The organism is Caballeronia sordidicola (assembly GCF_000729995.1).
In the GTDB taxonomy this organism is placed as follows: domain Bacteria; phylum Pseudomonadota; class Gammaproteobacteria; order Burkholderiales; family Burkholderiaceae; genus Caballeronia; species Caballeronia sordidicola_A.
In genome coordinates, this window is sequence record NZ_JNFG01000025.1 from 45,283 (window position 1) to 68,595 (window position 23,313).

General features: G+C 59.1%; 24 protein-coding genes and 1 tRNA gene. 13 read left to right on the plus strand and 12 right to left on the minus strand.

Annotation, left to right across the window (positions count from 1 at the left end):
- Positions 1–24: 24 nt before the first annotated feature.
- On the minus strand, positions 25–399 hold the full coding sequence (locus FH08_RS0123575; protein ID WP_031360722.1) for a lipoprotein: 375 nt from the start codon (positions 397–399) through the stop codon (positions 25–27).
- Positions 400–765: 366 nt separating this feature from the next.
- Here FH08_RS0123575 and FH08_RS0123580 point away from each other — a divergent pair, with 366 nt between their 5' ends.
- The 3 genes from FH08_RS0123580 to FH08_RS0123590 all read left to right on the plus strand — a co-directional run bounded on the left by FH08_RS0123580 (position 766) and on the right by FH08_RS0123590 (position 3,351).
- Positions 766–2,007, plus strand: a complete 1,242-nt coding sequence (locus FH08_RS0123580; RefSeq protein WP_031360723.1) for a CaiB/BaiF CoA transferase family protein — start codon at positions 766–768, stop codon at positions 2,005–2,007.
- A gap of 103 nt (positions 2,008–2,110) precedes the next feature.
- On the plus strand, positions 2,111–2,569 hold the full coding sequence (locus FH08_RS0123585) for a hypothetical protein (RefSeq protein ID WP_031360724.1): 459 nt from the start codon (positions 2,111–2,113) through the stop codon (positions 2,567–2,569).
- Positions 2,566–3,351, plus strand: coding sequence for a DUF1828 domain-containing protein (locus tag FH08_RS0123590; protein WP_031360725.1), 786 nt, complete (start codon positions 2,566–2,568; stop codon positions 3,349–3,351). Before FH08_RS0123585 ends, FH08_RS0123590 begins: the two co-directional genes overlap by 4 nt.
- Positions 3,352–3,395: 44 nt before the next feature.
- Here FH08_RS0123590 and cls read toward each other — a convergent pair whose 3' ends face one another.
- On the minus strand, positions 3,396–4,673 hold the full coding sequence (cls, locus tag FH08_RS0123595) for a cardiolipin synthase (RefSeq protein WP_035567013.1): 1,278 nt from the start codon (positions 4,671–4,673) through the stop codon (positions 3,396–3,398).
- A gap of 262 nt (positions 4,674–4,935) precedes the next feature.
- Positions 4,936–5,379, minus strand: a complete 444-nt coding sequence (locus FH08_RS0123600; RefSeq protein ID WP_031360727.1) for a MarR family winged helix-turn-helix transcriptional regulator — start codon at positions 5,377–5,379, stop codon at positions 4,936–4,938.
- Between the two features lie 160 nt (positions 5,380–5,539).
- Between FH08_RS0123600 and FH08_RS0123605 the strand changes: the two genes are divergently transcribed.
- A complete protein-coding gene (locus FH08_RS0123605; RefSeq protein ID WP_031360728.1) occupies positions 5,540–7,084 on the plus strand; it encodes a DHA2 family efflux MFS transporter permease subunit in 1,545 nt (514 codons plus the stop codon).
- Between the two features lie 5 nt (positions 7,085–7,089).
- Here FH08_RS0123605 and FH08_RS0123610 read toward each other — a convergent pair whose 3' ends face one another.
- The 5 genes from FH08_RS0123610 to FH08_RS0123630 all read right to left on the minus strand — a co-directional run bounded on the left by FH08_RS0123610 (position 7,090) and on the right by FH08_RS0123630 (position 10,793).
- Positions 7,090–7,599, minus strand: coding sequence for a M48 family metallopeptidase (locus FH08_RS0123610; protein WP_031360729.1), 510 nt, complete (start codon positions 7,597–7,599; stop codon positions 7,090–7,092).
- A 71-nt stretch (positions 7,600–7,670) separates the two neighbouring features.
- Positions 7,671–8,903 carry an esterase/lipase family protein gene (locus FH08_RS0123615; protein WP_152602902.1) on the minus strand — a complete coding sequence of 411 codons (1,233 nt, stop codon included), beginning with the start codon at positions 8,901–8,903 and terminating at the stop codon, positions 7,671–7,673.
- Positions 8,904–9,121: 218 nt separating this feature from the next.
- Positions 9,122–9,493: a hypothetical protein gene (locus FH08_RS0123620; RefSeq protein ID WP_031360731.1), complete on the minus strand. Its 372-nt coding sequence runs from the start codon at positions 9,491–9,493 to the stop codon at positions 9,122–9,124.
- 199 nt (positions 9,494–9,692) lie between these two features.
- Positions 9,693–9,769 (minus strand) — tRNA-Pro (locus FH08_RS0123625).
- Between the two features lie 31 nt (positions 9,770–9,800).
- Positions 9,801–10,793, minus strand: a complete 993-nt coding sequence (locus FH08_RS0123630) for a polyprenyl synthetase family protein (RefSeq protein WP_031360732.1) — start codon at positions 10,791–10,793, stop codon at positions 9,801–9,803.
- Between the two features lie 290 nt (positions 10,794–11,083).
- On the opposite strand from FH08_RS0123630, the gene rplU reads away from it, so the two are divergent.
- The 4 genes from rplU to proB all read left to right on the plus strand — a co-directional run bounded on the left by rplU (position 11,084) and on the right by proB (position 14,216).
- On the plus strand, positions 11,084–11,398 hold the full coding sequence (rplU, locus tag FH08_RS0123635; RefSeq protein WP_031360733.1) for a 50S ribosomal protein L21: 315 nt from the start codon (positions 11,084–11,086) through the stop codon (positions 11,396–11,398).
- 39 nt (positions 11,399–11,437) lie between these two features.
- Positions 11,438–11,698: a 50S ribosomal protein L27 gene (gene rpmA, locus FH08_RS0123640; RefSeq protein ID WP_031360734.1), complete on the plus strand. Its 261-nt coding sequence runs from the start codon at positions 11,438–11,440 to the stop codon at positions 11,696–11,698.
- Positions 11,699–11,918: 220 nt separating this feature from the next.
- Positions 11,919–13,049: a GTPase ObgE gene (gene obgE, locus FH08_RS0123645; RefSeq protein WP_035567004.1), complete on the plus strand. Its 1,131-nt coding sequence runs from the start codon at positions 11,919–11,921 to the stop codon at positions 13,047–13,049.
- A gap of 48 nt (positions 13,050–13,097) precedes the next feature.
- Positions 13,098–14,216 (plus strand): glutamate 5-kinase, encoded by a 1,119-nt coding sequence (proB, locus tag FH08_RS0123650; RefSeq protein ID WP_031360736.1) that lies wholly within the window; start codon positions 13,098–13,100, stop codon positions 14,214–14,216.
- Positions 14,217–14,699: 483 nt separating this feature from the next.
- On the opposite strand, the gene FH08_RS0123660 is transcribed toward proB, so the two are convergent.
- Complete coding sequence (locus tag FH08_RS0123660) at positions 14,700–15,254, minus strand: CNP1-like family protein (RefSeq protein WP_031360738.1); 555 nt, start codon at positions 15,252–15,254, stop codon at positions 14,700–14,702.
- A 179-nt stretch (positions 15,255–15,433) separates the two neighbouring features.
- Entirely contained in the window at positions 15,434–16,084 is a 651-nt protein-coding gene (locus FH08_RS0123665) for an RNA pyrophosphohydrolase (protein ID WP_031360739.1), read from the minus strand.
- Between the two features lie 248 nt (positions 16,085–16,332).
- Between FH08_RS0123665 and FH08_RS0123670 the strand changes: the two genes are divergently transcribed.
- Together FH08_RS0123670 and FH08_RS0123675 are read left to right on the plus strand one after the other, a co-directional pair.
- Positions 16,333–18,081 carry a proline--tRNA ligase gene (locus FH08_RS0123670; protein ID WP_031360740.1) on the plus strand — a complete coding sequence of 583 codons (1,749 nt, stop codon included), beginning with the start codon at positions 16,333–16,335 and terminating at the stop codon, positions 18,079–18,081.
- Between the two features lies 1 nt (position 18,082).
- Positions 18,083–18,694, plus strand: a complete 612-nt coding sequence (locus FH08_RS0123675; RefSeq protein ID WP_031360741.1) for a MarC family protein — start codon at positions 18,083–18,085, stop codon at positions 18,692–18,694.
- A 279-nt stretch (positions 18,695–18,973) separates the two neighbouring features.
- Here FH08_RS0123675 and FH08_RS0123680 read toward each other — a convergent pair whose 3' ends face one another.
- Both FH08_RS0123680 and ffh read right to left on the minus strand, forming a co-directional pair.
- Positions 18,974–19,525, minus strand: coding sequence for a hypoxanthine-guanine phosphoribosyltransferase (locus FH08_RS0123680; protein WP_031360742.1), 552 nt, complete (start codon positions 19,523–19,525; stop codon positions 18,974–18,976).
- Between the two features lie 139 nt (positions 19,526–19,664).
- On the minus strand, positions 19,665–21,032 hold the full coding sequence (gene ffh / locus FH08_RS0123685; RefSeq protein WP_031360743.1) for a signal recognition particle protein: 1,368 nt from the start codon (positions 21,030–21,032) through the stop codon (positions 19,665–19,667).
- Positions 21,033–21,134: 102 nt separating this feature from the next.
- On the opposite strand from ffh, the gene FH08_RS0123690 reads away from it, so the two are divergent.
- The 3 genes from FH08_RS0123690 to ampD are packed head-to-tail and all read left to right on the plus strand — an operon-like array spanning position 21,135 to position 23,020.
- A complete protein-coding gene (locus FH08_RS0123690; protein ID WP_031360744.1) occupies positions 21,135–22,082 on the plus strand; it encodes a cytochrome C assembly family protein in 948 nt (315 codons plus the stop codon).
- A 51-nt stretch (positions 22,083–22,133) separates the two neighbouring features.
- A complete protein-coding gene (locus FH08_RS0123695) occupies positions 22,134–22,439 on the plus strand; it encodes a PP0621 family protein (RefSeq protein WP_031360745.1) in 306 nt (101 codons plus the stop codon).
- Complete coding sequence (gene ampD / locus FH08_RS0123700; RefSeq protein ID WP_031360746.1) at positions 22,436–23,020, plus strand: 1,6-anhydro-N-acetylmuramyl-L-alanine amidase AmpD; 585 nt, start codon at positions 22,436–22,438, stop codon at positions 23,018–23,020. The genes FH08_RS0123695 and ampD overlap by 4 nt, the downstream gene beginning before the upstream one ends.
- Positions 23,021–23,313 lie beyond the last annotated feature (293 nt).

Consider the following 23,313-nt stretch of genomic DNA (forward strand, 5'->3'; position numbering starts at 1 on the left):
GCTAATTGTTTACTTGCTTCACGCTTACTGCTTCACCGTGTGCCACATGTCCTTGAAATTGTCGCCGTTGGCATCGCCGGGTTTCTTGTCTTTCGCGAACGTGTAGACGCGCTTGCCTTTGTACGCCCACTGGTTACCGCCATCGCCCGCGGGCACGATGGTCCAGTCACCTTGGGGTTTGTCCGAGGTATCGGCCATGACCGCCGGCCACGCCTGGGCGCAACCGCCGCTGCATGCGCTCGCCCCCGATGCCGAATCTTTGTCAAACGTGTAGAGCGTCATGCCTTTCGCGTCGGTGTACATACCGCCTCCGGCCATTGGCGGGGCGGCGTGAGCATTCAGGCTGAAGGCAACAACAAGGGTCAGGGCTGCAGCGAGCATCGGGGTTCGCTTTCTCATGTTGTTTGTCTCGTTCCATGTGTGCAGGTACGGGATAAACGGATGATGCTCGCGGAATATTCCGGTACCTGACAAATATTTCGACTGTGTTCCGTAATTTTGATCGTATGGATTAGCTGGTGCGCGTTGGGATACACGAGGCGGGCAAACGGACGAACGCGTGACCGGGGGCGCCGTATCTGGCGACTTGGCTACAATCGACGGCATCAGCCGTGCGCTTCTCCGCCAGCCGCCGGACCAGGCATGCCGATTCACATTTTTCCGGCCATGAACGGGCCGATCAGCCAAAACCTGGCTTGAAACGAACGAGGTGAAATGGTGCAGGACAGCAAGAACCAACCGACGCCGGAGAACCCGGGCGCGAACATGAACATACCTAGAAAACGCCCGTTGGATGGCATTCGTGTACTGGATTTATCGAGGGTGCTGGCGGGGCCGTGGTGCACGCAGAACCTCGCGGATCTCGGGGCGCAAGTGATCAAGATCGAGCGTCCCGGCGCTGGCGACGATACCCGCACGTGGGGCCCGCCGTTCCTGCGCGACGCCGAGGGCCGGGACACATCGGAGAGCGCGTATTTTTTGTGCGCGAACCGCAACAAGCAGTCGGTTGCCATCGACATGAGTTCACCCGAAGGCGCCGCGGTGATTCGCGAGTTCGCGAAGTCATGCGACGTAGTCGTTGAAAACTTCAAGGTCGGTGGGCTCAAGAAGTATGGGCTGGACTACGAGAGTCTTTCGGCGATCAATCCGCGGCTTGTGTACTGCTCGATAACGGGGTTTGGGCAAAGCGGACCGCTATCGCAACGCGCGGGCTACGACTTCCTGATCCAGGGCATGGGCGGGCTGATGAGCATTACCGGCGAGCCCGACAGCGTAGCGGGCGGCGGTCCGGAAAAAGTCGGCGTGGCGGTGACGGATCTGATGGCCGGCATGTACGCCACCACCGGCGTGCTCGCCGCGCTGATGGAGCGCGGAAAAAGCGGGCTCGGGCAACATCTGGACATCGCGTTGCTCGATTGCCAGCTCGCCATGCTCGCTAACCAGTCCATGAATTACCTCACCACGGGAATCGCGCCACAGCGAATGGGCAACGCGCATCCGAACATCGTGCCGTATCAGACCTTCGCCGCGAGCGATGGACATGTGATCGTCGCATGCGGCAACGATAGCCAGTTTCGTTCGCTGTGCACTGCGATGAACGTGCCGGAACTTGCGCTCGATGCACGTTTCGCCACCAATAGCGGGCGTAGCGTGAACCGGGCGGAATTGTTGCCGCAACTGGCGGAGGTCTTCATCACGCGTCCTCGCAACGCTTGGGTTGCCACGCTCGAGGCGTGCGGCGTGCCATGCGGGCCGATCAACGATATCGAGCAGGCCTTCAATTCCGAACAGGCGCAATTTCGCGGCGCGGCGCGGGAGATACCGCATCCCGTCGCGGGCGTTGCGCCGACGGTGGCGAGTCCGCTGCGTTTATCGGCTACGCCGGTTGCGTACGATCAGGCGCCCCCGATGCTCGGACAACATACGAGCGCCATGTTGCACGACGTACTTGGAATGAGCGATGTACAGATCGAGGAACTGATGCGGACGGGGGTAATTGGCACGTAGATACTTTATGACAATTTTCATCTTGACTCACCTAAAGTGCATCAAGGTATCGTCGGTCATGTGAAATCCACGCAAGCACGCAGGATGCAAACCATGACCTCATATGATCGACGATCTTCCACGGGACGAGGCGGAACGGCTGTTGGGCCTTATCAAATTTGGCGATCCTTCAACGGGATGGAGAAGGCGCCAGCAAACAATAAGTTGGGCGAAATGCGAATTCGGTGTTACGGATGCCGAGGGCAGGCGCATCCAGGGCATCACGGCCGATCTATCTGTTCGATACAGCCGGCGACCGCACCTTAAGCAGTTCCTGTTCAGCATGTATTACTCCCAGCATCGGGGTAATCGCCGTGCGTACCAGTTCGATGTCTTTCAAAGTGGTCGGCGACCGGCTGATGCTCATCAGCGTCCTCACGAACACGTGGGTCGTGATCGTTTAGCGGGACACGCTGAATGGTCCGCAATCAGTTTCGCGGGTGCGCTGCTGCTCTTCTGCAAAAAGACCAACTTAACGCTGACGGGCGTCTTACCTGATCCATTGGTTCCGGAGTCGAAATGAATATCCAGTCGTCCTGCCAGCACATGTGCGCAAACCTCGGCTTCGGCTGCGTGGAACTAGAAGATGAATACCCGCCCATGATGGCTCTTCAAACTCCGTTTGGCTTTTACGGTGGCGACCCATTCGAGATCTATGCGGAATATCTGGGGGACCGCGAGCAAATAAGGTTCTTTGATTCAGGAGGGACGCTGTTCCACTGCTTCGCCCGCCAGATCAGTTCATTTCATCTGCGGGACTATCAGGTGGTGAAAGCAGCGATCAAGCAGCCCGGCATCAACGTGACGCACGAGGGTGAAATTGAAGGCACGTTTGAAATTGCCAACATGGCGTCAGGGTTCGCGAGCTATGTAGACGCGTTACTCAGTCTGGCCAGATGGGAGTTCGATAACGCCGGCACCGACTTCGCGGTTCGCGAACCCAACCTGATCGGTGACACAAGGCTTTATCTCAACGCAATGAAGCCGGATGTTCCGGCAATCAAGAGCACACGCAAGGCCGCGGGCGTGTCGGGTCGTCAGTGTGGCTTCGACCTGTCGCAGGGTGACACGCAGATCGACGTGATCTCATGTCATCGCAACGCTTCGTCGTCGGAGCTCTACAAGCTTGTTGACCTGCGTGGCAGTGCGCTGACCGCCAAAATGCCGATCATCGTGGTGGTGGACGACCGTTTGCTACCCGAGCAGGCGGATCGTGAGGTGGCTGTGATTGGCCAGTACGCCGAGGCGTGGCCTATGAGAAAGCTGATCGAGGCAGCGGCGGGTGGCGGTTTGACGCGGCATTGAGGTCGAAGGCGGCAGTCGAAACCCGGGAAAGATCGTGCAGATGCTCAAAGCTGCCAATCGAGCAACGGCATCGCTTTCTCTATCAGCTTCTCCAACCTCGGTCGATGCAGCCAGTCTTCGTAGGTAACGAGCTGTGACTTTTCTATATCGGCGTCGAAGATCGCGCTTTGCTGACGGGCGAATTCGCGATCGTAGATATTGAGGTTCGCTTCGTCGTTGAGCTTGAACGAGCGGCTGTCGAAATTCGTCGATCCGACCGAAACCAGGTAATCGTCGACTACGAGCAATTTGCAATGAAACATGGTCGGCTGATATTCATGGATTTCGATACCCGCGGCCAAGAGATCTCCCCAGCAGGCGCGGGAGGCTTCACGCACGGTATGCGTGTCGATGCGTTTTCCCGGCGTCACAATGCGCACTCTCACGCCGCGCCGTGCGGCTTCCACCAGGGCGTTGATCGCGAGGCCATCGGGGACGAAATATGCGCTTGCCAGATGAATGGTGTGCGTAGCCGCCGTGATCGCCATGAGATACATCAGTTCCATGTCGTCGGCGCCGTGGGTGGGGGAGCTGCTGAACATGTGCGCAACCCCATTACTGGCATCGCCTTCCGGCAATGGTGGTATCTCAGGAAAGTACGCAGGACCATGCAGCACATTGCCGGTCACCTTGATCCAGTTGTCCATGAACACGGCCTGCATGTGTCCAACTACCGGGCCTTCCACCCGGAAATGCGTGTCGCGCCAATGCTTTTCGTTTTGCGCGTGGCCGGTCCATTCCTCTGCAATCCCAACACCACCGGTGAAACCCACGCGGCCGTCGATGATCAGCAGCTTCCGGTGCGTCCGGTTATTCATTCGTCCGAGCCCGGTCCAGTGCGGCTTGTGATATTGCACAACGTCGGCACCGGCTTGCCGCAGTTCGTCGAGATAACGATGATCCATTTTCTTGCAACCCACCCAGTCAAGCAGGATATGCACCGCAACGCCCGAGCGCGCTTTTTCGGATAACGCCGCCGCAAATCGCGCGCCAATTTCACCGGACCAGTAGATAAACGTTTCGAAGGTAATGGTCTCTTTGGCGGACTGAATGCCATCAAGCATGGAAGGGAAGATTTCGTTGCCGTTCAGCAGCACTTCATACCGGTTGCCGGACGTCACCGGAGGACCCAGCAAGAGGCTCATTGAACGAATGAATTGCGGGTCGTCGCTGGAATACAGCCGGTCGATGTTGTGCTCGACCTTCTTTTCGCCGCTTACGAAGTTCGCGAGGATCAGGACCACGACGAGCGTGACGACTACCGTTAGCGGTATGGCGAGCAAGAGCATGTCGGATTCCGGAGGAGACGAGCTGCAATGGGGAGAGAGGCGTACGCGGTGCAGGAGCCAGGAAGCGCGGCTATGCGTGCTGGAGTTCCGACACGCCTTGTAGCAAGTGACGGACCTCCTATTTATTGCACTGCGGCGATGGATCTAACTCCGGCCGTTTCCACGGCAATCGCGCGACCGAGCGCTTCACGGCGCCGGCTTTTTGCAGTTTCGATACAGACGCAAGTTCGCGGCTCCCCGAGCCGCAGCAAATCGCTCACTCGTCCACAATCGTGCTCAGGTTCACGCGCACGCGTCGCAGCAGGGAGATCAGTTGCGCGCGCTCGTCCGCATCGAGCCCTGCCAACGCTTCAGCGGCGACTGCATCGCCCACTCGGCGTGCCTTGCCGAGTGCGCCTTCAGCCTTTGCCGTCATCCTCACCGTTCGTTCTCGACGGTCATCGGGATTCGAAAAGCGTTCGATCCAGCCGCCTTCTTCCATCCGATCGAGCAGGCGACCGGCCGATATCGGCGCGACTTCCAGCAGATCGGCCAGCCGGGCCTGGTTCACATCGCCGAAATGGGACAGATAGGCGAGCGCGCGGCATTGCGCCCGCGTGAGATCTAGGGACGATTTCGCGAGTTCGTCGAAGCGCTTGCTGCACAAGCGACCAACGTCCGAGATCAGAAAACCAAAGCGCTTGTCGAGGTGCGTTTCCATGCACGGATTATACGAAAGAAGCCCTCGCCCACATGCATTCGGGAAGCACGGGTTTCCCCGGATTTTTGACACCTTGTTCCAATCATCAGCCTGTTTATAATAAGCATGCTTATTATTAAAATAAGAGAGTAAGCAACCTGCTAACCGAATCGGCGCCTGAATGTCCTCTGAATCAATGCCGGCAAGCGCGGTGCCGGCCGCGCCGCTCAATCGGCCCATGCTCACGATCTCGATCATGCTTGCAACGCTGATCCAGACGCTCGACAGCACGATCGCCAATGTCGCGCTGCCGCATATGCAGGGCACGCTGTCGGCGTCGCAGGACGAGATCACGTGGGTGCTGACGTCCTACATCGTTGCGGCGGCGATCGCCACGCCGCTGACGGGCTGGTTATCCGATCGGCTGAGCACGAAGCGCCTGCTGATCATTTCTATTGGTGGCTTCACGATTGCGTCGGCGCTGTGCGGGTTATCGGAGAGTCTTGCGCAGATTGTCGCGTCGCGATTGCTGCAGGGGATTTTTGGAGCCTCGCTCGTGCCGCTTTCGCAATCCATCCTGCTCGACATCAATCCGCGCGAAAAGCAGGGCCAGGCGATGGCCGTCTGGGGCATGGGCGTGATGGTCGGGCCAATTCTCGGGCCGACACTCGGCGGCTGGCTGACCGATAGCTACAACTGGCGCTGGGTATTTTTCATCAACGTGCCGATTGGCGCGTTTGCGCTCTTTGGCGTGGTGACGTTCCTGCCGGCGCGAGCGGCGAAGCTCGGGGTGAAATTCGACGCGTTCGGCTTCGCCACGCTGGGTCTGGCGATCGGCGCGTTGCAGGCCATGCTCGATCGCGGCGAGCAGCTCGATTGGTTTAGTTCGCTCGAAATCCGCATCGAAGCCATTCTCGCAGTGCTGAGCTTCATCTTTTTTCTCGCGCACACAGCGACCGCCGGCAAGCGTTCATTCTTCAAGTACGAGCTGTTGAAGGACCGCAATTTCGCAACCGGCGTGTTGTTTATTTTCATGATTGGCGCGGTGATGTACGCGACCCGTGCGTTGTTGCCGCCGATGCTGCAAAACCTGATGAACTATCCTGTCGCCACGACCGGTCTGGTCACGGCGCCGAGCGGCGCGGGAACGATGGTCGCCATGCTGGTCGCCGGGCGGCTACTACGACGTATCGACGCGCGTCTGTTGTTGCTCGCCGGTTTTCTCGTTTCGGCGTTCGCGCTCTGGCAGATGATGCATTACACGCTCGTGCTGTCCGCGTCGGACATCGTGTGGCCCGGCGTGATCCAGGGTTTTGGCCTGGGTTTCGTCTTCGTGCCGCTCAGTGCGCTGACGTTTTCCACGCTGACGCCCGAACTACGCGCTGACGGCACCGCGACCTACAGCCTGATGCGAAACATTGGCAGCAGTATCGGCATCTCGATCGTGCAGACCATGATGACGCGCGGCACGCAGGTCGCGCACGCCGATCTTGCGGCGAATGTGAACGTGTTCAATCCGTCGATGCAGCCCATGCTCGAGAGTGGATCGCAGTTGAGTCTCGCGCTGATGGATCAGTCGATCAATCAGCAGGCGCAGATGATCGCGTACCTGAATGACTTCAAGTTGATGTTTGTGGCGACCTTGCTGGTGATGCCGCTGCTGTTGCTGATCCGGCCGATGCGAAGTGCTGCCAGCGAAACACTCGCTCACGCAGCCGCGGATTGACGACATTACTTCATGGATGAATCGCGTGAAAGCTCGCGCTGGGTCAGATACATGCGCAGATCGAATTCGATCTGGTGATACCCCGGCTGCATGAATTCGCATAGCCGATAAAACGCCTTGTTGTGGTCGCTTTCCTTCAAATGCGCGAGTTCATGCACGACGATCATGCGCAGGAATTCAGGCGGTGCTTCCTTGAACAAGGCGGCCACGCGAATCTCCTTCTTTGCCTTGAGCTTGCCGCCCTGCACGCGTGATATGGCCGTGTGCAGACCGAGCGCATGACGCAGGACGTCGAGCTTGGCGTCGTACATCACCTTATCGATAGCGGGCGCCACGCGCAGGAACTCCTGCTTCAGATCCGTGGTGTACTGATACAGCGCGCGGTCCGATTGCACCGCGTGCCGCTGCGGATAACGGTCGGCGAGATACACGCCAAGCTGGTCATCGGCAATCAGTTTGCGGACCTTGTCCTGAAGCGTTTGCGGATAAGCGCTGAGATATTTCAAAGGAAGCATGATGGGATGTAACCGCCGAGTGGTGCCTTATGCATTATAGGGACCATGACTCGGTCGTTACATCCCTTGGATCACATCGGCAAGGCGTGGCTTTGAGCGGCTATATCTTCGTAGAATCGATACAACTGCTCGATTGTCGCCTCATGCAGCGGGATTACGATGTTCAGATGGTCCATTCCTTCAATGGTCGGATTGACGTACCAGACGCCCTTTTTCCGGGTGAGCTGCTCATCCTTGGTCACTGTTTCGTGTGCATGGCCGATAGGAAACTGGGCGGAGGGTACGCTAACCAGGCCATCATTCGGACGCCACGCGGCAAAACCGCCAGCTAGGTCCTTTCTGTTCAACCCGACCGCTGCGGCGCTCGGCTTCAGAATAACGTTCATGTTTGCCTGCGGGATACGAATCCCTTGCGGACCGGCGAAGGTGCCGTCGACAGCGTAGGAACTGTAGTACACGTTCTCCGACGTTTGCGCCCACGAATTCTGGAAATGCGCCGCTATGGTCGAGAGATCGTAGATGCAGCCGTCCTGCGTTTTCCAGACCGGGCTTTCGAACGCGCGACGAATATAGTCGTCAAATCCTTGGCCTTCCTCACGCTCCAGTCCCCATTGCTGCAGGTTGAAGTCGTAGATCGGCTCGGACGTTGCAAGTCCCGCGAGCGCTGCCGTGTTGACCATGAGATCGCGGATGAAGATCGGGAATTGGCCGACATCGTCTGCGGTGAGCGCTCCGTTGTGAACGCCTGAAACCGACGTCGCGCTGTGCACCCATTTCTTCCCGCCTGCAAATAGCGGAGAGCTCGGTGCTTCTCTCGGCCCAGGCTCAAAACCCGCTTCGTCCGCGTCGCCGTGCTCGAGCAGCTGGATCAATGTTCGCGACGTCGGGCCACCCATGCTATGCCCGATCAAATGCACCTTGTGCGCCTCGCTCCATTGCGGATAAACGCCGGGATAACTGCGGCCATAGCGAGTGTGGCCGTATCTGGCGGAGTGAACTGCGCCGTAGTCCACCACACCGCCGACGAGGTAGGTGTACAACTCGCAGGCGCGGTCCCAGTTGCTGGAAATCGGTCCCATGGACGCTGTGAATGTCTCGTAGCCTTGTGCTTTGAGATGTTCCTGGACGTCACCTTTTGCGCCGCCCCAATAACGGAATTTCTGTCCGAACAATTCATCCCGGCCCCACGCGCACATTCCGTGGACAAGAACGATTGGGTACTCGTTGTGCGTGTGCTTGGCGGAGACAGAATGCGATACCGCTTTTTTAGTGGCCGCAACGGGAGCCGTTTTGGAAACTGTCATGATGATTCCCTAACTCGAAGACTGAGAAGCCACGTGAAGCTGGCAACTGGAAAGGCGTAAATCACGCCTCGGTCTGGCAGTGCGAGAGGAAATCTAGTGATACTTCCTTGCGTGGGATATAGGAAAAATCGGAAAAATCCGAGGGGTTCACAAGACGGTTTGGCACCGCCCTAGTGAGCACAACGTCACGCGCGGCAAGTCACGTCGCGCGCTGGTGGTTAAGCACGCCGCCGCGTGCTCCATAAAATGCAGGCAATCAGCGCAAGCTGCAAAGGCAGCCGCACGAGCAATATCCACGATGGAACTTGTGAGAACTGCTCCGCGTGTTGATACATGAATACGTTGGCGGGCGTAACGGCAATGGTCAGCAGCGTCAGCCCAATGCCCGCTGCACTTCGCGTACGTTTGATCATCACGCCGATCGCACCAAGCAACTCGAAAACGCCGCTCACAATGACGGCCAGGAGTGGGAAGGGAATATAGGACGGCACGATTTGCACGAAGAGCGGCGTGTACAAGAAGTGGCACGCGCCGCCAATCAGGAAATACAGGAACACGAACCACAGTCCAATGTGCTGGCCCACGGACATTCTTCTAGTCGATGAAAATCTGAGTGAGGACATGCGTGAGCAAGCACCGTGTTATTGAAGCTGATTCGATGACAGCGCGGACTTTGCGCCAGGCTTGTCGATCGCGGGATATGAATCACCGCCGACGCGACACGATGACCCAAATCGACGGCCCAAAACAAAAAACCGCCCAGCAAGCTGGGCGGTTTTTCATTAATTCTGGTCGGGGTGAGAGGATTCGAACCTCCGGCCTCTACGTCCCGAACGTAGCGCTCTACCAGGCTAAGCTACACCCCGAATGTTCACTCAGAGACGGTTTGTTTCCTTTTCAGGACTGTCTCGCCGTCGAGTAAGAACATAATTCTAGCAGGCTCTCTTTAAAAATGGAATCTGGAAACGAAGAAATTGCTTTCGCCGCCGCCTGGGCTTCCTGTCGTGCACATTTCAGCGTGTGATCCAGCGCGCCTGACTTCGTAATGGCTTCAAAGATGGTGTCGAATTTATCGGTGCCACCTTGTTCGATTGCCTCACGCGCAAGCGCTGCCTGTTCGGCCGACCCGTGCTCCATCAGATAGATGAGGGGCAGCGTGGGTTTGCCTTCGCGCAGATCGTCGCCCGCGTTTTTGCCCATCGATTCCGCCGTGCCGGTGTAATCGAGCCAATCGTCCATGATCTGGAAGGCCGTGCCAATGCGCCGGCCAAACTCTGCCGCCGCCGCTTCCGTCCGGGCATCCGACCCCGACAAAACCGCGCCGAGTTGTGCTGCCGCTTCGAAAAGCTTGGCCGTCTTGTAGCGGATCACCTGCATGTAGCGCGCTTCGTCTACGTCCGGATCGTGCATGTTGAGCAATTGCAGCACTTCGCCTTCCGAGATCACGTTCGTCGCAACGGACAGTATCTCCATCACACGCATCTTGCCCACGCCGACCATCATTTCGAAGGAGCGCGAGTACAGGAAGTCGCCGACGAGCACGCTCGCCGCGTTGCCGAACAGCGCATTCGCGGTTTTCCGGCCGCGCCGGAGATCGGATTCGTCGACTACGTCATCGTGCAGCAGCGTGGCCGTATGAATGAACTCGACGACCGCGGCCAGCTCGTGCCGGTGCCCGGTGGTGTCGCCGAGCGCGCCTGCGACCAGCAACAGCAACGCTGGCCGGAGCCGTTTGCCGCCGGCCCCGATGATGTACTCGGAGATCTGGTTGATCAGCATCACTTCGGATGCCAGGCGCTGCCGGATGACGCGATTGACCTGCTGCATGTCCTCGGCGATAGGCTCGAGCACGTTGGCGGCGTTTGGGGAGGAAGTGGCAGTGGACGACATGATCGGCAATTAGGATAGTGCCGCGAATTATAAGGCGAATCGGCCGATAGCCGCCTCTAAAGACGCCTCGGACCAACCGCGGGCGGCGCCGCGACAAGCCTGATGCGCGGCGTCAAGCGGCAAAAATCGCAATAATAGTGCGTGCATGCTCCGTGCATGTTGCTCTGCCCGGGCTACAGCCGCCACGTTTTCGCGATGCACAAGGGTTTTGACGGAGGGCCTAACTCTCTGTATAATCACGCGTTTTCGCGCACGGTGTGCGGAAAAATGAATTCAGAGTGAGGTTCTCAATGTACGCGGTCATAAAAACCGGTGGCAAGCAGTATAAGGTTGCTGTCGGCGAAAAATTGAAAGTAGAACAGATACCGGCAGACATTGACGCTGAAATCACGCTCGACCAGGTTCTCGCAGTAGGCGAAGGTGAATCGATTCAGTTCGGTGCACCGCTGGTCAGTGGGGCTTCCGTCATAGCTACCGTCGTGTCCCAGGGTCGTCATAAGAAGGTTACGATCTTCAAGATGCGTCGCCGGAAGCACTACCAAAAGCACGCTGGCCATCGCCAGAACTACACCGAATTGCGTATCGACGCTATCAACGCTGCATAAGCGTTGAGTCGATAAGCTAAACGGTCAAGGAGCTATTAAATGGCACACAAAAAAGCAGGCGGGTCATCCCGCAATGGTCGCGACTCTGAATCAAAGCGCCTCGGCGTGAAGGTTTACGGCGGCCAGGCAATCAACGCAGGCGGCATCATCGTGCGTCAGCGCGGTACGCGCATGCACCCGGGCGATAACGTCGGCATGGGCAAGGATCACACCTTGTTCGCGCTGACCGACGGCCACGTCACGTTTTCGACGAAGGGCGCAGCAAAGAAGCATCTGGTCAACGTAGTCCCGGCTGCCTAAGGTTTATCAAGGCACGGGCTTCAGGACCGGAAAAGGCCCCGCGAAGTTCGCGGGGCCTTTTTTTATTGGCCGGTCTTCTTGACGCGGCCAAGCAGTGACATATATCGAATGGCCTAGTGGCTGGCATCGGCCGGTCGCGGCAGAATAGGGCGTCGGCTGGAGTTGGCTTTTTCAGGGCTTGCTCCAGTCCCCCGCAAAGTAAAACGGGACGGAGCAACTCATGAAGTTCATTGACGAAGCGAGAATTGAAGTCATCGCCGGCGACGGAGGGGATGGCAGCGCGTCGATGCGGCGCGAGAAGTTCGTCCCGTTCGGTGGACCGGACGGCGGCGACGGCGGCCGGGGCGGCAGCGTGTATGCGGTTGCGGATCGCAACATCAATACGCTGATCGACTACCGGTACGCGAAGAAACACCAGGCCCGTAACGGCGAAAACGGCCGCGGCGCGGACTGCTACGGCAAGGGCGGCGACGACATCATCTTGCGCATGCCAGTCGGTACGATCATCGCGGACACGGAAACGGGCGAGTTGATCGCGGATCTGACCGAGCACAACCAGAGCGTGCTGATCGCTCACGGCGGCGCGGGCGGTCTCGGCAACCTGCACTTCAAGTCGAGTACGAACCGCGCGCCGCGCCAGAAGACGGAAGGCAAGCCCGGCGACCGGCGCATGCTGCGCCTCGAGCTGAAAGTACTCGCCGACGTCGGTTTGCTCGGCATGCCGAACGCGGGCAAGTCCACGTTCATCACGGCAGTGTCGAACGCGCGGCCGAAAATTGCCGACTATCCGTTCACCACGCTCGCGCCGAACCTTGGCGTGGTGCGTGTGGGACCGGAAAAGAGCTTCGTGATTGCGGATATTCCTGGCTTGATCGAAGGCGCGGCGGAAGGCGCAGGCCTCGGTCACCGGTTCCTCCGGCACCTGCAGCGCACCGGCGTGCTGCTGCATCTCGTCGATCTGGCCCCGTTCGATGACGCCGTCGATCCCGTCGTGGAAGCGCGCGCGATCGTCAACGAATTGCGCAAATATGACGAGGCGCTGTATGAAAAACCGCGCTGGCTCGTGCTGAACAAGCTCGACATGGTGCCGGACGAAGACCGTAAATCGCGCGTGGCGGACTTCATCAAGCGTTATGAGTGGGATGGTCCGGTGTTCGAAATCTCGGCGCTGACGGGGCAGGGTTGCGAAAGTCTCACGTACGCCATCTTTGATTACATCTCGAAGAATTCAGATGCTTCGCGGGCAGCGGAAGCCGAAGATCTCGCCGCGGACGTCCGTTTCCGCGACGAGCCCGCCGTCGTAGCGCCACAGCCCGCGCCGGAGATCGACGAAGACGAAGACGAAGCGTAATAGTTTGGCCCGTGGTTATCGAAGCAAATCCGAGGAGAAATGCGTCAGATGCGTTCCGTCATAGCCGCTTCGAAGCGACTCGTAGTGAAAGTGGGATCGAGCCTGGTGACCAACGACGGGCGCGGGCTCGACCACGCGGCCATCGCGCGCTGGGCGGCACAGATTGCCGCGTTGCGCGGGCAAGGCAAGGAAGTCGTGCTGGTCAGTTCCGGTGCGATCGCCGAGGGTATTCATCGCTTGGGCTGGACGAAGCGGCCGCGTGAAATTGATGAATTGCAGGCGGCCGCCGCTGTTGGACAGATGGGCTTGGCGCAAGTCTACGAAAGCAGTTTCGGCAAGCACGGCATGCGCACTGCGCAGATTCTCCTTACCCACGCCGATCTCGCCGACCGCGAACGCTATCTGAACGCACGCTCAACGCTGCTCACCTTGCTGCGCCTGGGTTGCGTGCCAATCATCAATGAAAACGACACCGTCATCACCGACGAAATCAAGTTCGGCGACAACGATACGCTCGGTGCGCTGGTAGCGAACCTCATAGAAGGCGACGCGCTGATTATCCTCACCGATCAACGCGGCCTGTTTACCGCCGATCCACGCCACGATCCCACGGCCACGCTGGTCGAACAGGCCGATGCGGGCACACCCGAACTTGAGGCCATGGCGGGCGGCGCGGGTTCGAGCCTGGGACGTGGCGGCATGCTGACGAAGATTCTCGCGGCGAAACGCGCGGCGCACAGCGGGGCCAATACGGTAATTGCGAGCGGGCGGGAGTCGGATGTCCTGACCCGGCTGGCATCGGGCGAGATGATCGGTACACAATTAATGGCGCGCACAGCCCGTATGGCGGCCCGCAAGCAATGGATGGCCGACCATTTGCAGGTGCGTGGCCACGTGGTTATTGACGACGGTGCGGTTGAGAAGCTCACTGCGGACGGAAAAAGCTTGCTGCCAATTGGCGTGATCGATGTTCACGGCGCGTTCGAGCGTGGCGAAGTGATCGCGTGCATGAATCCGGGCGGACAGGAAGTGGCGCGCGGCATCACGAATTACAGCAGCTCTGAGGCGCGCTTGATCCAGCGTCGGCCGAGCGGTGAAATTGAGACGGTGTTGGGGTATATGCTCGAGCCTGAGCTGATTCATCGGGACAATCTGGTGCTGGCGTAAGCAGCGAGGCGCCTGCCCAACAAAAAAAGTCGCCGATCTCAGTTGCACCTCAAGCTTAATGGACGGTGTGCAACGTTGCGGCGCCAGCTATTTTGCTCCGTGAGCGCCATTCTTTCGGCTAAACGCGGTTGTTTCTGCAGTTTTACCTACCGAATTGCCTTCCTGGCCAGCCGATATTTTGTCGGTGCTCGATGCGTCCTTATGCTCGAGGTCGCGCGACGTTAGGCCCGTGACGGCACGTGCCATACGCTGGCATGCGTATTCGGACAACAGCCTCGAGTCGAGCAGGGTCACCGTTATTTCTCCACTTATCACGCGTTACCAAATCTTTCCCTCAAATTGTATGTGAGTGATTAATCAATCGGCGATAGTTGCGACAAATTATCTCTGTTGGGAGAAGGTTTCCTGCACCACGATGTCTTGCTCCACAAAAAAGCCCGCTGACCGTCAGGTGCAGCGGGCTTTTTTCACCAGTCTTCCGATCTAGTGATAGTTCGAAACCGCAGTCCGTTTCATCTGGATGTTCGACACAATCTGCTTGGCCGACCCTGTCGGCAGCTTGTTCGAGCAGAAGTAATCTTGATACAGCGCCGCGTGGTACGCGTTCAACTCGCCGTTTTCGATGCGTCGAAAATCGTTCTCGACCGTGCGGTCCCAGTCGGTCTGGTCCTCATTAATGCTCGCATACAGGCGCCAGTTATAGTTATCGCAGCGAATGCCTTCGTAATTGACGTTGCGCGCGCCCGCCGGACTTTTCACGACAACCGTGTAGCGGATGATGCCGTCGGTTCCCACGCTGAGCGAGTCTTTATCGATGAAAAAACTCAGCGGCGTATTGTTCGACACCGTAAATTCCAGGAGACTCGCGTCCTTTGGCAGCGGAGGCAGGGTGTCGACCTTGTTTTCGACCCAGTTCGGCTTGCGGTCCATGAGGTAGACGAACGCGCTGTCGTCCTTGTTGGTCGGCTTGGCGCTGCCGCAACCGGCAAGCACGGCAAGGGCGGCCGCGGATGCCGCGAACAATGCAATGGCTTTCAATTCTTTATTTCCCGAGGTTGATGCAGAAGCGACTGCAAATCGATCGTGCTGCGTGATTACGCCGCGATAGTCCCGCTAAGGGAGCGCGCCGGCATGTCAAACACGCAAGCCCAGCCTTTGACGCTGCACGAAAAAAAGCGGCGGGCGTTGCCGCACCGCCGCTTCGAATGACACACGTCCTAATCCCGCAAAGGACGTTGTGCGTAGATGTGCAGCTCTTCGGTCACCGAACATTCTGCCTGAATGACACTACCGTTAGCAGAAACGGTCGCATCCTCCATGGTCATGCCCTGAATCACGCGTGGATACCGGTTGGCATGATGCGCCATCCGTTCCGCGCGCTCAGCACGCACGACTGCGCGCCTCAGAAAGCGAGAAAGTTCCGTGAGCGCAAGCTGATATACATCCCGCTTGAACTCGATCACCGCGTCGAGCGGGACCCAATACTCATTCCACCGCCAGGCATCGAATTCCGGATGATCCGTCGCACGCAAACAAATGTCACAGTCACGGCCCACCATGCGTAACAAAAACCAGATCTGTTTCTGTCCGCGATAGTGTCCGCGCACCTCGCGCTTGATGAACTTATCCGGCACCTCATAACGCAGCCAGTCGCGGGTTCGACCCACGACCTTCACATGCTCCGGAAGCAAGCCGGTTTCTTCGTGTAACTCCCGATACATCGCTTGCACAGGGGTCTCACCGTACTTGATGCCCCCTTGCGGAAACTGCCAGGAATGTTCACGTAGCCGCTTGCCCCAAAACACTTCATTGTGCGCGTTCAAGAGGATGATGCCGACGTTCGGGCGAAAGCCTTCACGATCCAGCATACAACCACCTTCGAATCCTTTAAAATTGCTTTGATTATAAACAGATAACGGGCCTGGCGCACCGGCACGAACCCGAATCGGGATTCGTTTCGCCTGAGTGCCAGGGATGCCGGGGCGGTCGGCCAACGCCTTACCGCATCGCTGTCCCGTCGTTCACTCGTTCACTCGTTCCGCACGTTCTGCATGTTCCGCAGGTTTGGGTCAAAAACCCATTCAATCGACGCGCTCCCGCATTGGAAAATTTTTGAATGAAAGCATCCCGTTTCTTTATCGGCACCCTGAAGGAAGCTCCCACCGACGCGGAAATCGTCAGCCACCAACTCATGATGCGTGCGGGCATGATTCGCCGCGTGGCGGGCGGTATCTATAGTTATCTGCCTATCGCCCTGCGCTCCATCCGCAAGGTTGAGGCCATCGTGCGTGAAGAAATGAACCGGGCCGGCGCGCTCGAATTGTTGATGCCCGCCGTGCAGCCGGCCGAACTCTGGCAGGAATCGGCGCGCTGGGAACAGTACGGCCCCGAGCTGCTGCGTATCAAGGATCGTCATGACCGCGACTTCGTGATCGGACCGACGCACGAAGAAGTGGTGACGGACATCGCGCGGCGCGAGATCAAGAGTTACAGGCAACTGCCGGTCAATTTCTACCAGATCCAGACCAAGTTCCGCGATGAAATCCGCCCGCGTTTCGGCGTGATGCGCGGGCGCGAATTCATCATGAAGGACGCGTATTCCTTCGATCGCGATCAGGCCGGCCTCGCCGAGTCGTACAAGAAAATGTTCGATGCCTACGTGCGAGTGTTCACGCGCATCGGCCTGGAGTTCCGCGCGGTTGCAGCCGATAACGGCTCTATCGGTGGCAGCGGCTCGCATGAATTCCACGTGATCGCCGACACCGGCGAAGACGCAATCGCGTATTGCCCGACCTCGGATTACGCCGCGAACGTGGAAGCCGCCGACGCACTGCCGCTGAACGCCACGCGTGCGGCGCCCACGGAAGAGATGAAGAAGACGGCCACGCCCGGCAAGGCGAAGTGCGAGGCGGTCGCGGAACTGCTGGACATTCCGCTGGAACGCACGATCAAGTCGATCATTCTCGCGACGGAAAACGAAGGCGCCGAGCCGACCATCTGGCTATTGATGTTGCGCGGCGACCATTCGCTGAACGACATCAAGGCGAACAAGCAGCCGGGCCTGGCGGGTTATCGCTTTGCTACGGAAGCCGAAATTATCGATACGTTCGGCACGCCGCCGGGTTATCTCGGCCCGATTGGCACAAAGAAGCCGATCAAGGTGATCGCGGACCGGACGGTCGCGAACATGAGCGACTTCGTAGTCGGCTCGAATGAAGTCGACTATCACACCACCGGCGTGAACTGGGGCCGCGATCTGCCGGAACCGGTCGTGGCGGACATCCGCAACGTGCTGGCGGGCGACCCGTCGCCGGACGGCAAGGGCACGCTGGAAATCTGCCGCGGCATTGAAGTGGGCCACGTGTTCCAGCTCGGCACAAAGTACTCGGATGCCATGGGTGCGTCGTTCCTCGATGAAAACGGCAAGCCTGCGCCCATGCAAATGGGCTGCTACGGCATTGGCATCACGCGGATTCTGGGCGCAGCGATCGAACAGAACTTCGACGCGAAGGGCATCATCTGGCCGGAATCGATTGCGCCGTTCGAAGTCGTGTTGTGCCCGATGGGCTACGACCGCAGCGAAGCAGTTCGCGAGCAAGCCGACAAGCTCTACGCGGCGCTGCAGGCTGCGGGTATTGACGTGGTCCTGGACGATCGCGGCGAGCGCCCGGGCGTGATGTTCGCGGATTGGGAGCTGATCGGCGTGCCGCATCGGCTGGTGATTGGTGACCGCGGGCTCAAGGAAGGCAAGCTCGAGTACCAGGCACGACGCGACGCCGAAGCCACGTTGCTGCCGGTGGATGACGCTGCGAACGTCGTGATCGAGAAGGTGCGCGCTGCACTGGCACGTGGAGTGGCCCAGTAGCGTGCAGTACAACTTCCTCTCGGCGACGGTGCTGCTCATCCTGATCACCGATCCGCTCGGCAATATCCCGATCTTCATCAACGCGTTGCGTGGTGTAGCGAAGGAGCGGCGTCGGGTCGTGATCTTGCGGGAAGTAGCCATCGCTTTCGGGATCCTGCTGTTGTTCATGCTGGTGGGTGACCGCTTTCTTCGCGCGATGAGCCTGACGGATTTGTCGTTGCGGTTGGGCGGCGGGATCGTGTTGTTCCTGATCGCTTTGCGGATGATCTTTCCGCATCCCGATGGTCCGATGGGCGGTGATTCACGCGGCGGCGAACCACTGATCGTGCCGCTGGCTATTCCCGCGCTGGCCGGTCCGTCGGCGCTGGCAACGGTAATGCTGCTGACATCGCAGGCGCCGGGGCAGATGTGGGAATGGGTCGGTGCGCTGACAATCACCATGATGGTCTGCGCGGTCGTGCTGGTGTTGGCCGAGAAGATCCAGCATTGGCTGGGCGAACGCGCGGTCACGGCGTTCGAACGGCTGATGGGGTTGGTGCTGGTCGCGATATCGGTGGAAATGATCCTGACGGGGATACGGACCTTCGTGCATCAACTGGCTGCGAACGGCTGATGCGCCCGCGCTTGCATGCAGCGTGCCGATCCAGACACGGTCGAGGTTTCAGTTTCCTAAGCGCTCGCAGTGGGTTTCCGGTCGAACGATATCGTTGGTAAGCGGGCTCAAAGAAGCGCACGTAAAAAGGCGGTTTCAACGTGAGTTGAAACCGCCTTTTGTTTATGCGCCGAGCGTTACGCCGACCTCTAACCGCCCGTGTTGTCTCAGCTATCGGGCTGCCTTCCATGCCCATCGATCGAACGTGGTCGTAACGCTCGACTCACGTCCAACGACGAATCACGCGCCTTCTGTCAGCGCCCGGATAGTCGGCAAATTGCGCCAGTATCCCTTCGCGTCCATACCGCAGCCGAACACGTACCGGTCCGGCACTTCGAAGCCGCAAAAGTCCGGCCGCAGAGGTTTCGATTTATTGATGAGCTTCTCGCACAGCACGGCCGAGAGGAATTTCTTCGCGCCCATGGCCATGATGCGGTCGCGGATGGCGGCCATGGTTTCGCCTTCATCCAGGATGTCGTCAAGCACCAGCACCACGCGATCCTTCACCGCTTCCGCCGGCGCTACGCGCCATTCCATCTTGTCGCCGCCTTTGGTCGTGTTCCGATACCGCGTCAAGTGGATGTAGTCGAACTCGAGCGGAAAGTCGAGATGCGGCAGCAGCATGCCAGTGAACACCGCCGCGCCGCCCATGACGGACAGGACGAGTGGGAACTCTTCCCCCGTGCTCGCGCCGATGGCTTTCGCCATGCTTTCTATCGACGCGGACACGTCTTGAGCCGAAACGATCTCTTCGGAGTGGCTGAAAATGTGGAGTGCTTCTTCGCGATTCATAAGGGCAGGCGACGAGGGCGTAGAGCTAAAAATAGGGGAAACGAGGCGCTAAGCGCGGAGCGCGCGCCGCCACATGATAAACCCGCGTTCCTTAGAGAAACGCGGGCCGTGGAAATCAAACTGACTCAAAACCGAAACTTCAACGCATGCCCGGCATCATGCCCTTCATGCCGCGCATCATTTTCTGCAGATTGCCGCCCTTCAGCTTTTTCATCATGCCGCGCATCTGGTCGTATTGAGCGAGCATGCGGTTGACTTCTTGGACCTGCACGCCCGCGCCCGCTGCAATACGGCGCTTGCGCTGCGCCTTGATCAGATCAGGTTTCGCGCGCTCCAAGAGCGTCATGGAATTGATGATGCCTTCCATCCGGCGCATCTGTTTTTCCGCGACACCCATGTTCGCGCCCGCCGCAGCTTGCTGGAATTGTGCCGGCAGCTTGTCCATGAGCGACGACAAACCACCCATGTTCTTCATCTGTGCAAGTTGGGCGCGGAAGTCGTTCAGGTCGAAATCGCCGCCTTTCTTGACTTTATCGGCGAGTTTTTGCGCGGCTGCGCCATCCACGCCTTTCTGCGCTTCCTCGACCAGAGCGAGAATGTCGCCCATGCCGAGAATCCGGTTCGCCATCCGGTCCGGGTGGAAAACTTCCAGCCCGTCCAGTTTTTCGGCGACACCGACGAACTTGATCGGCTTGCCCGTCACGTGACGTACGGAAAGCGCCGCGCCGCCGCGTGAATCGCCGTCTAGCTTGGTCAGCACCACGCCGGTCAGCGGCAGCGCGTCGCTGAACGCCTTGGCGGTGTTCACGGCGTCCTGGCCGAGCATGGCGTCGACCACGAAGAGCGTTTCCGCCGGCTTCAGGATCGCGTGAAGCTCGCTGATTTCCTTCATCATCGCTTCGTCGATACCGAGCCGGCCGGCCGTATCGACGATAAGCACGTCATGGAAATGGCGTTTCGCCCAATCCACGGCCGCACGGGCGATATCCGCTGGCTTCTGATCCGGCTCCGACGGGAAAAAATCCGCGCCGACTTGTTCGGTCACCGTTTTCAACTGCTGAATAGCGGCCGGACGATACACGTCGACAGACACCGTCAGCACTTTTTTCTTGTGCTTCTCGCGCAGCAGCTTGGCAAGCTTGCCCGACGTGGTGGTTTTACCCGCGCCTTGCAGGCCGGCCATCAGGATGATTGCCGGCGGCGTGACCGCTAGATTCAGCTCGACGGCCTTACCCTCGTAATCCCCGCCGATGATCGCTGTCAGCTCGCGCTGCACGACCCCGACGAGCGCCTGACCCGGCGACAGGCTGGAAAGCACCTCTTCGCCGAGCGCTTTTTCCTTCACCTTCGCGATGAATTCGCGCACGACCGGCAACGCGACGTCGGCCTCGAGCAGCGCCAGGCGGACTTCGCGCAGCATTTCCTGCGTGTTGGCCTCGGTGAGCCGGGCTTCGCCGCGCAGCGTCTTGACGACGCGCGCCATCCGTGTAGTGAGTGTGTCGAGCATGGGAGCGTGTGGGGTAACGGCGTCCGGGCGGCTCTTGCTTCCAGATGACCTGGCAAGAGGGGGAAGACGTCGCGGCTTCAGGGCCTGGTGTAAACTTCGAACATGGATATTGTACTGTATGCCCTCACTGCGCTTCTCTACGGCGGACTTGCCGTAGCCGGCTGGCGCGCGCATCGCAACACGGCTGTCGAGCCGGCGCTGGCGGGTATGCCGGCGGGCGGTCGCCTGGCCGGCGGCATGGGCACCGGTATGGCTGACTCCATGCAAAGCGGCCGGGCATCGAAAGCGTCGGGCATGAGTACGATGGGGCGCGTGTTGCTTGGCGTCGCGTTGCTCGTGCATGGCGTCTTGTTGCACACCACCATCTTTCCGCAGAACGCGATGGTGTTCGGCTTCGCCTTCGCGCTCTCCGCCATGTTCTGGCTGGGCGCGGGCATCTACTGGATAGAAAGCTTTTTCTTCCCGCTCGACGGCTTGCGCTTGCTCGTGCTGCCGCTTGCGTGCATGGCTTCGGTGATGCCGCTGATTTTTGGCGGCGTGCGTGTGCTCTCGTATGCCGCCGCGCCCATGTTCAAGCTGCATTTCCTGATCGCGAATATTGCGTACGGGCTGTTCGCGATTGCCGCGCTTCACGCCATCCTGATGTTGATGGTGGAGAAGCGGCTGCAGAACATGCGCGGAACCAGCACGCGGCATACATCGAATAGTTGGGTAACGAGCTGGCTCGATACCCTGCCGCCGTTGCTCACGCTGGAAAAATTGTTGTTCCGCCTGATCGCGGCGGGCTTCGTGTTGCTGACGCTCACGCTTATATCGGGTGTCGCGTTCAACGAACAACTCGTCGATAAAGCGTTCAAACTCGACCACAAGACCGTGTTCGCCATTTTGTCGTGGCTGATGTTCGGTGCGCTGCTGACCGCTCGCCGTGTGTCGGGCTGGCGCGGGCGCGCCGCGTTGCGCTGGGTGCTCGCTTCGTTCGTCGCGTTGCTGCTCGCTTACGTGGGCAGCCGCTTCGTGTTCGAAGTGCTGCTGCATCGAGCGGTCGTTTGACGCGGTCAGCTGAATCCTCGGGCTTTTATTGCCTCTACTATTAGTAAGATCATGCGCCAACTTCTCCTGCTGATATTTGTGTTCTTTGCGAGCCAGTGGCTGTTCAAGAAGCTCAAGCGCGCCCAGACTGCCCCCGGTGCGCAAACGGGTCCACAAGGTGCGGGCGCCACGCGCGCGTCTCGTGGCCCGGCAGCTTCCGGTTCCGTGCCGCAACTTCCCGATCCTCTCGTGCGCTGTGCCGAGTGCGGCGTGCATACGCCCAGCAGCGAAGCGCTTGTCGCGGCCGGGCATCGCTTCTGTTGCAGCGATCACGCGCGGCGCTATGCGGGTCACCCCACCGGCCGTGACGCTCGATGAGCGTTGCCGGTCTGATCGATGCCGACGGCTGGTACACGGTGGCGCATCGCTTGCCGTCGCCCAACTTCGAAGCGCGTCCCGGTGGTATCGAGCCCACGCTCGTTGTCGTGCATAACATCAGCTTGCCGCCCAATGAATTCGGCGGCAGCGCCATCGCCGAGTTCTTCCAGAATCGTCTCGATCACGACGCTCATCCGTACTATGACCACTTGCGCGGCATGCGGGTGTCGTCGCATTTTGTAATTCATCGTGATGGCCGGATCGAGCAGTACGTGTCGTGCAACGAACGCGCATGGCACGCGGGCGTGTCCAGCTTTCTCGGACGCGAGCGATGCAACGATTTTTCGGTGGGCATCGAACTGGAAGGCAGCGATCGATGTGGGTTCGAGGACGCGCAATACGCGTCGCTCAACGAGGTGGTCCGGGCGCTCACCCGGCGCTATCCGATCGAAGCGCTCGCGGGTCATTCGGACATCGCGCCGGGTCGTAAAACCGATCCGGGCCCGTACTTCGAATGGTCGCGAATGCAGCGCGATACCCAACTCCCGCTTCAGTACTTTCCCTATCTCGGCGACGTTTGATTCGCTGCACATTCACGCGTGATCGAGTGCGTTGCCGCACGAGTCACTGAGCCGCGGCAACACACTGCGTCTTGCCATCGTTCGCTAGCTTGCCGCCTGCCTTGCCTCACCGCCTCCAGCGGCGCGGAAGGGCTTTTATTTTGCATTGCAGCGCGTTTGTATGTGTTCAGCGCACCTGAGCGCGCTTTCCCTTATGCGACTTTGGCATTTCAAAAGTCAACCCTCCGAAGGCCATTCTTCAGCAAATAAAAGTTTTTGAGACTGTGCGGAATGTCACTATACTTGGTGCTCAG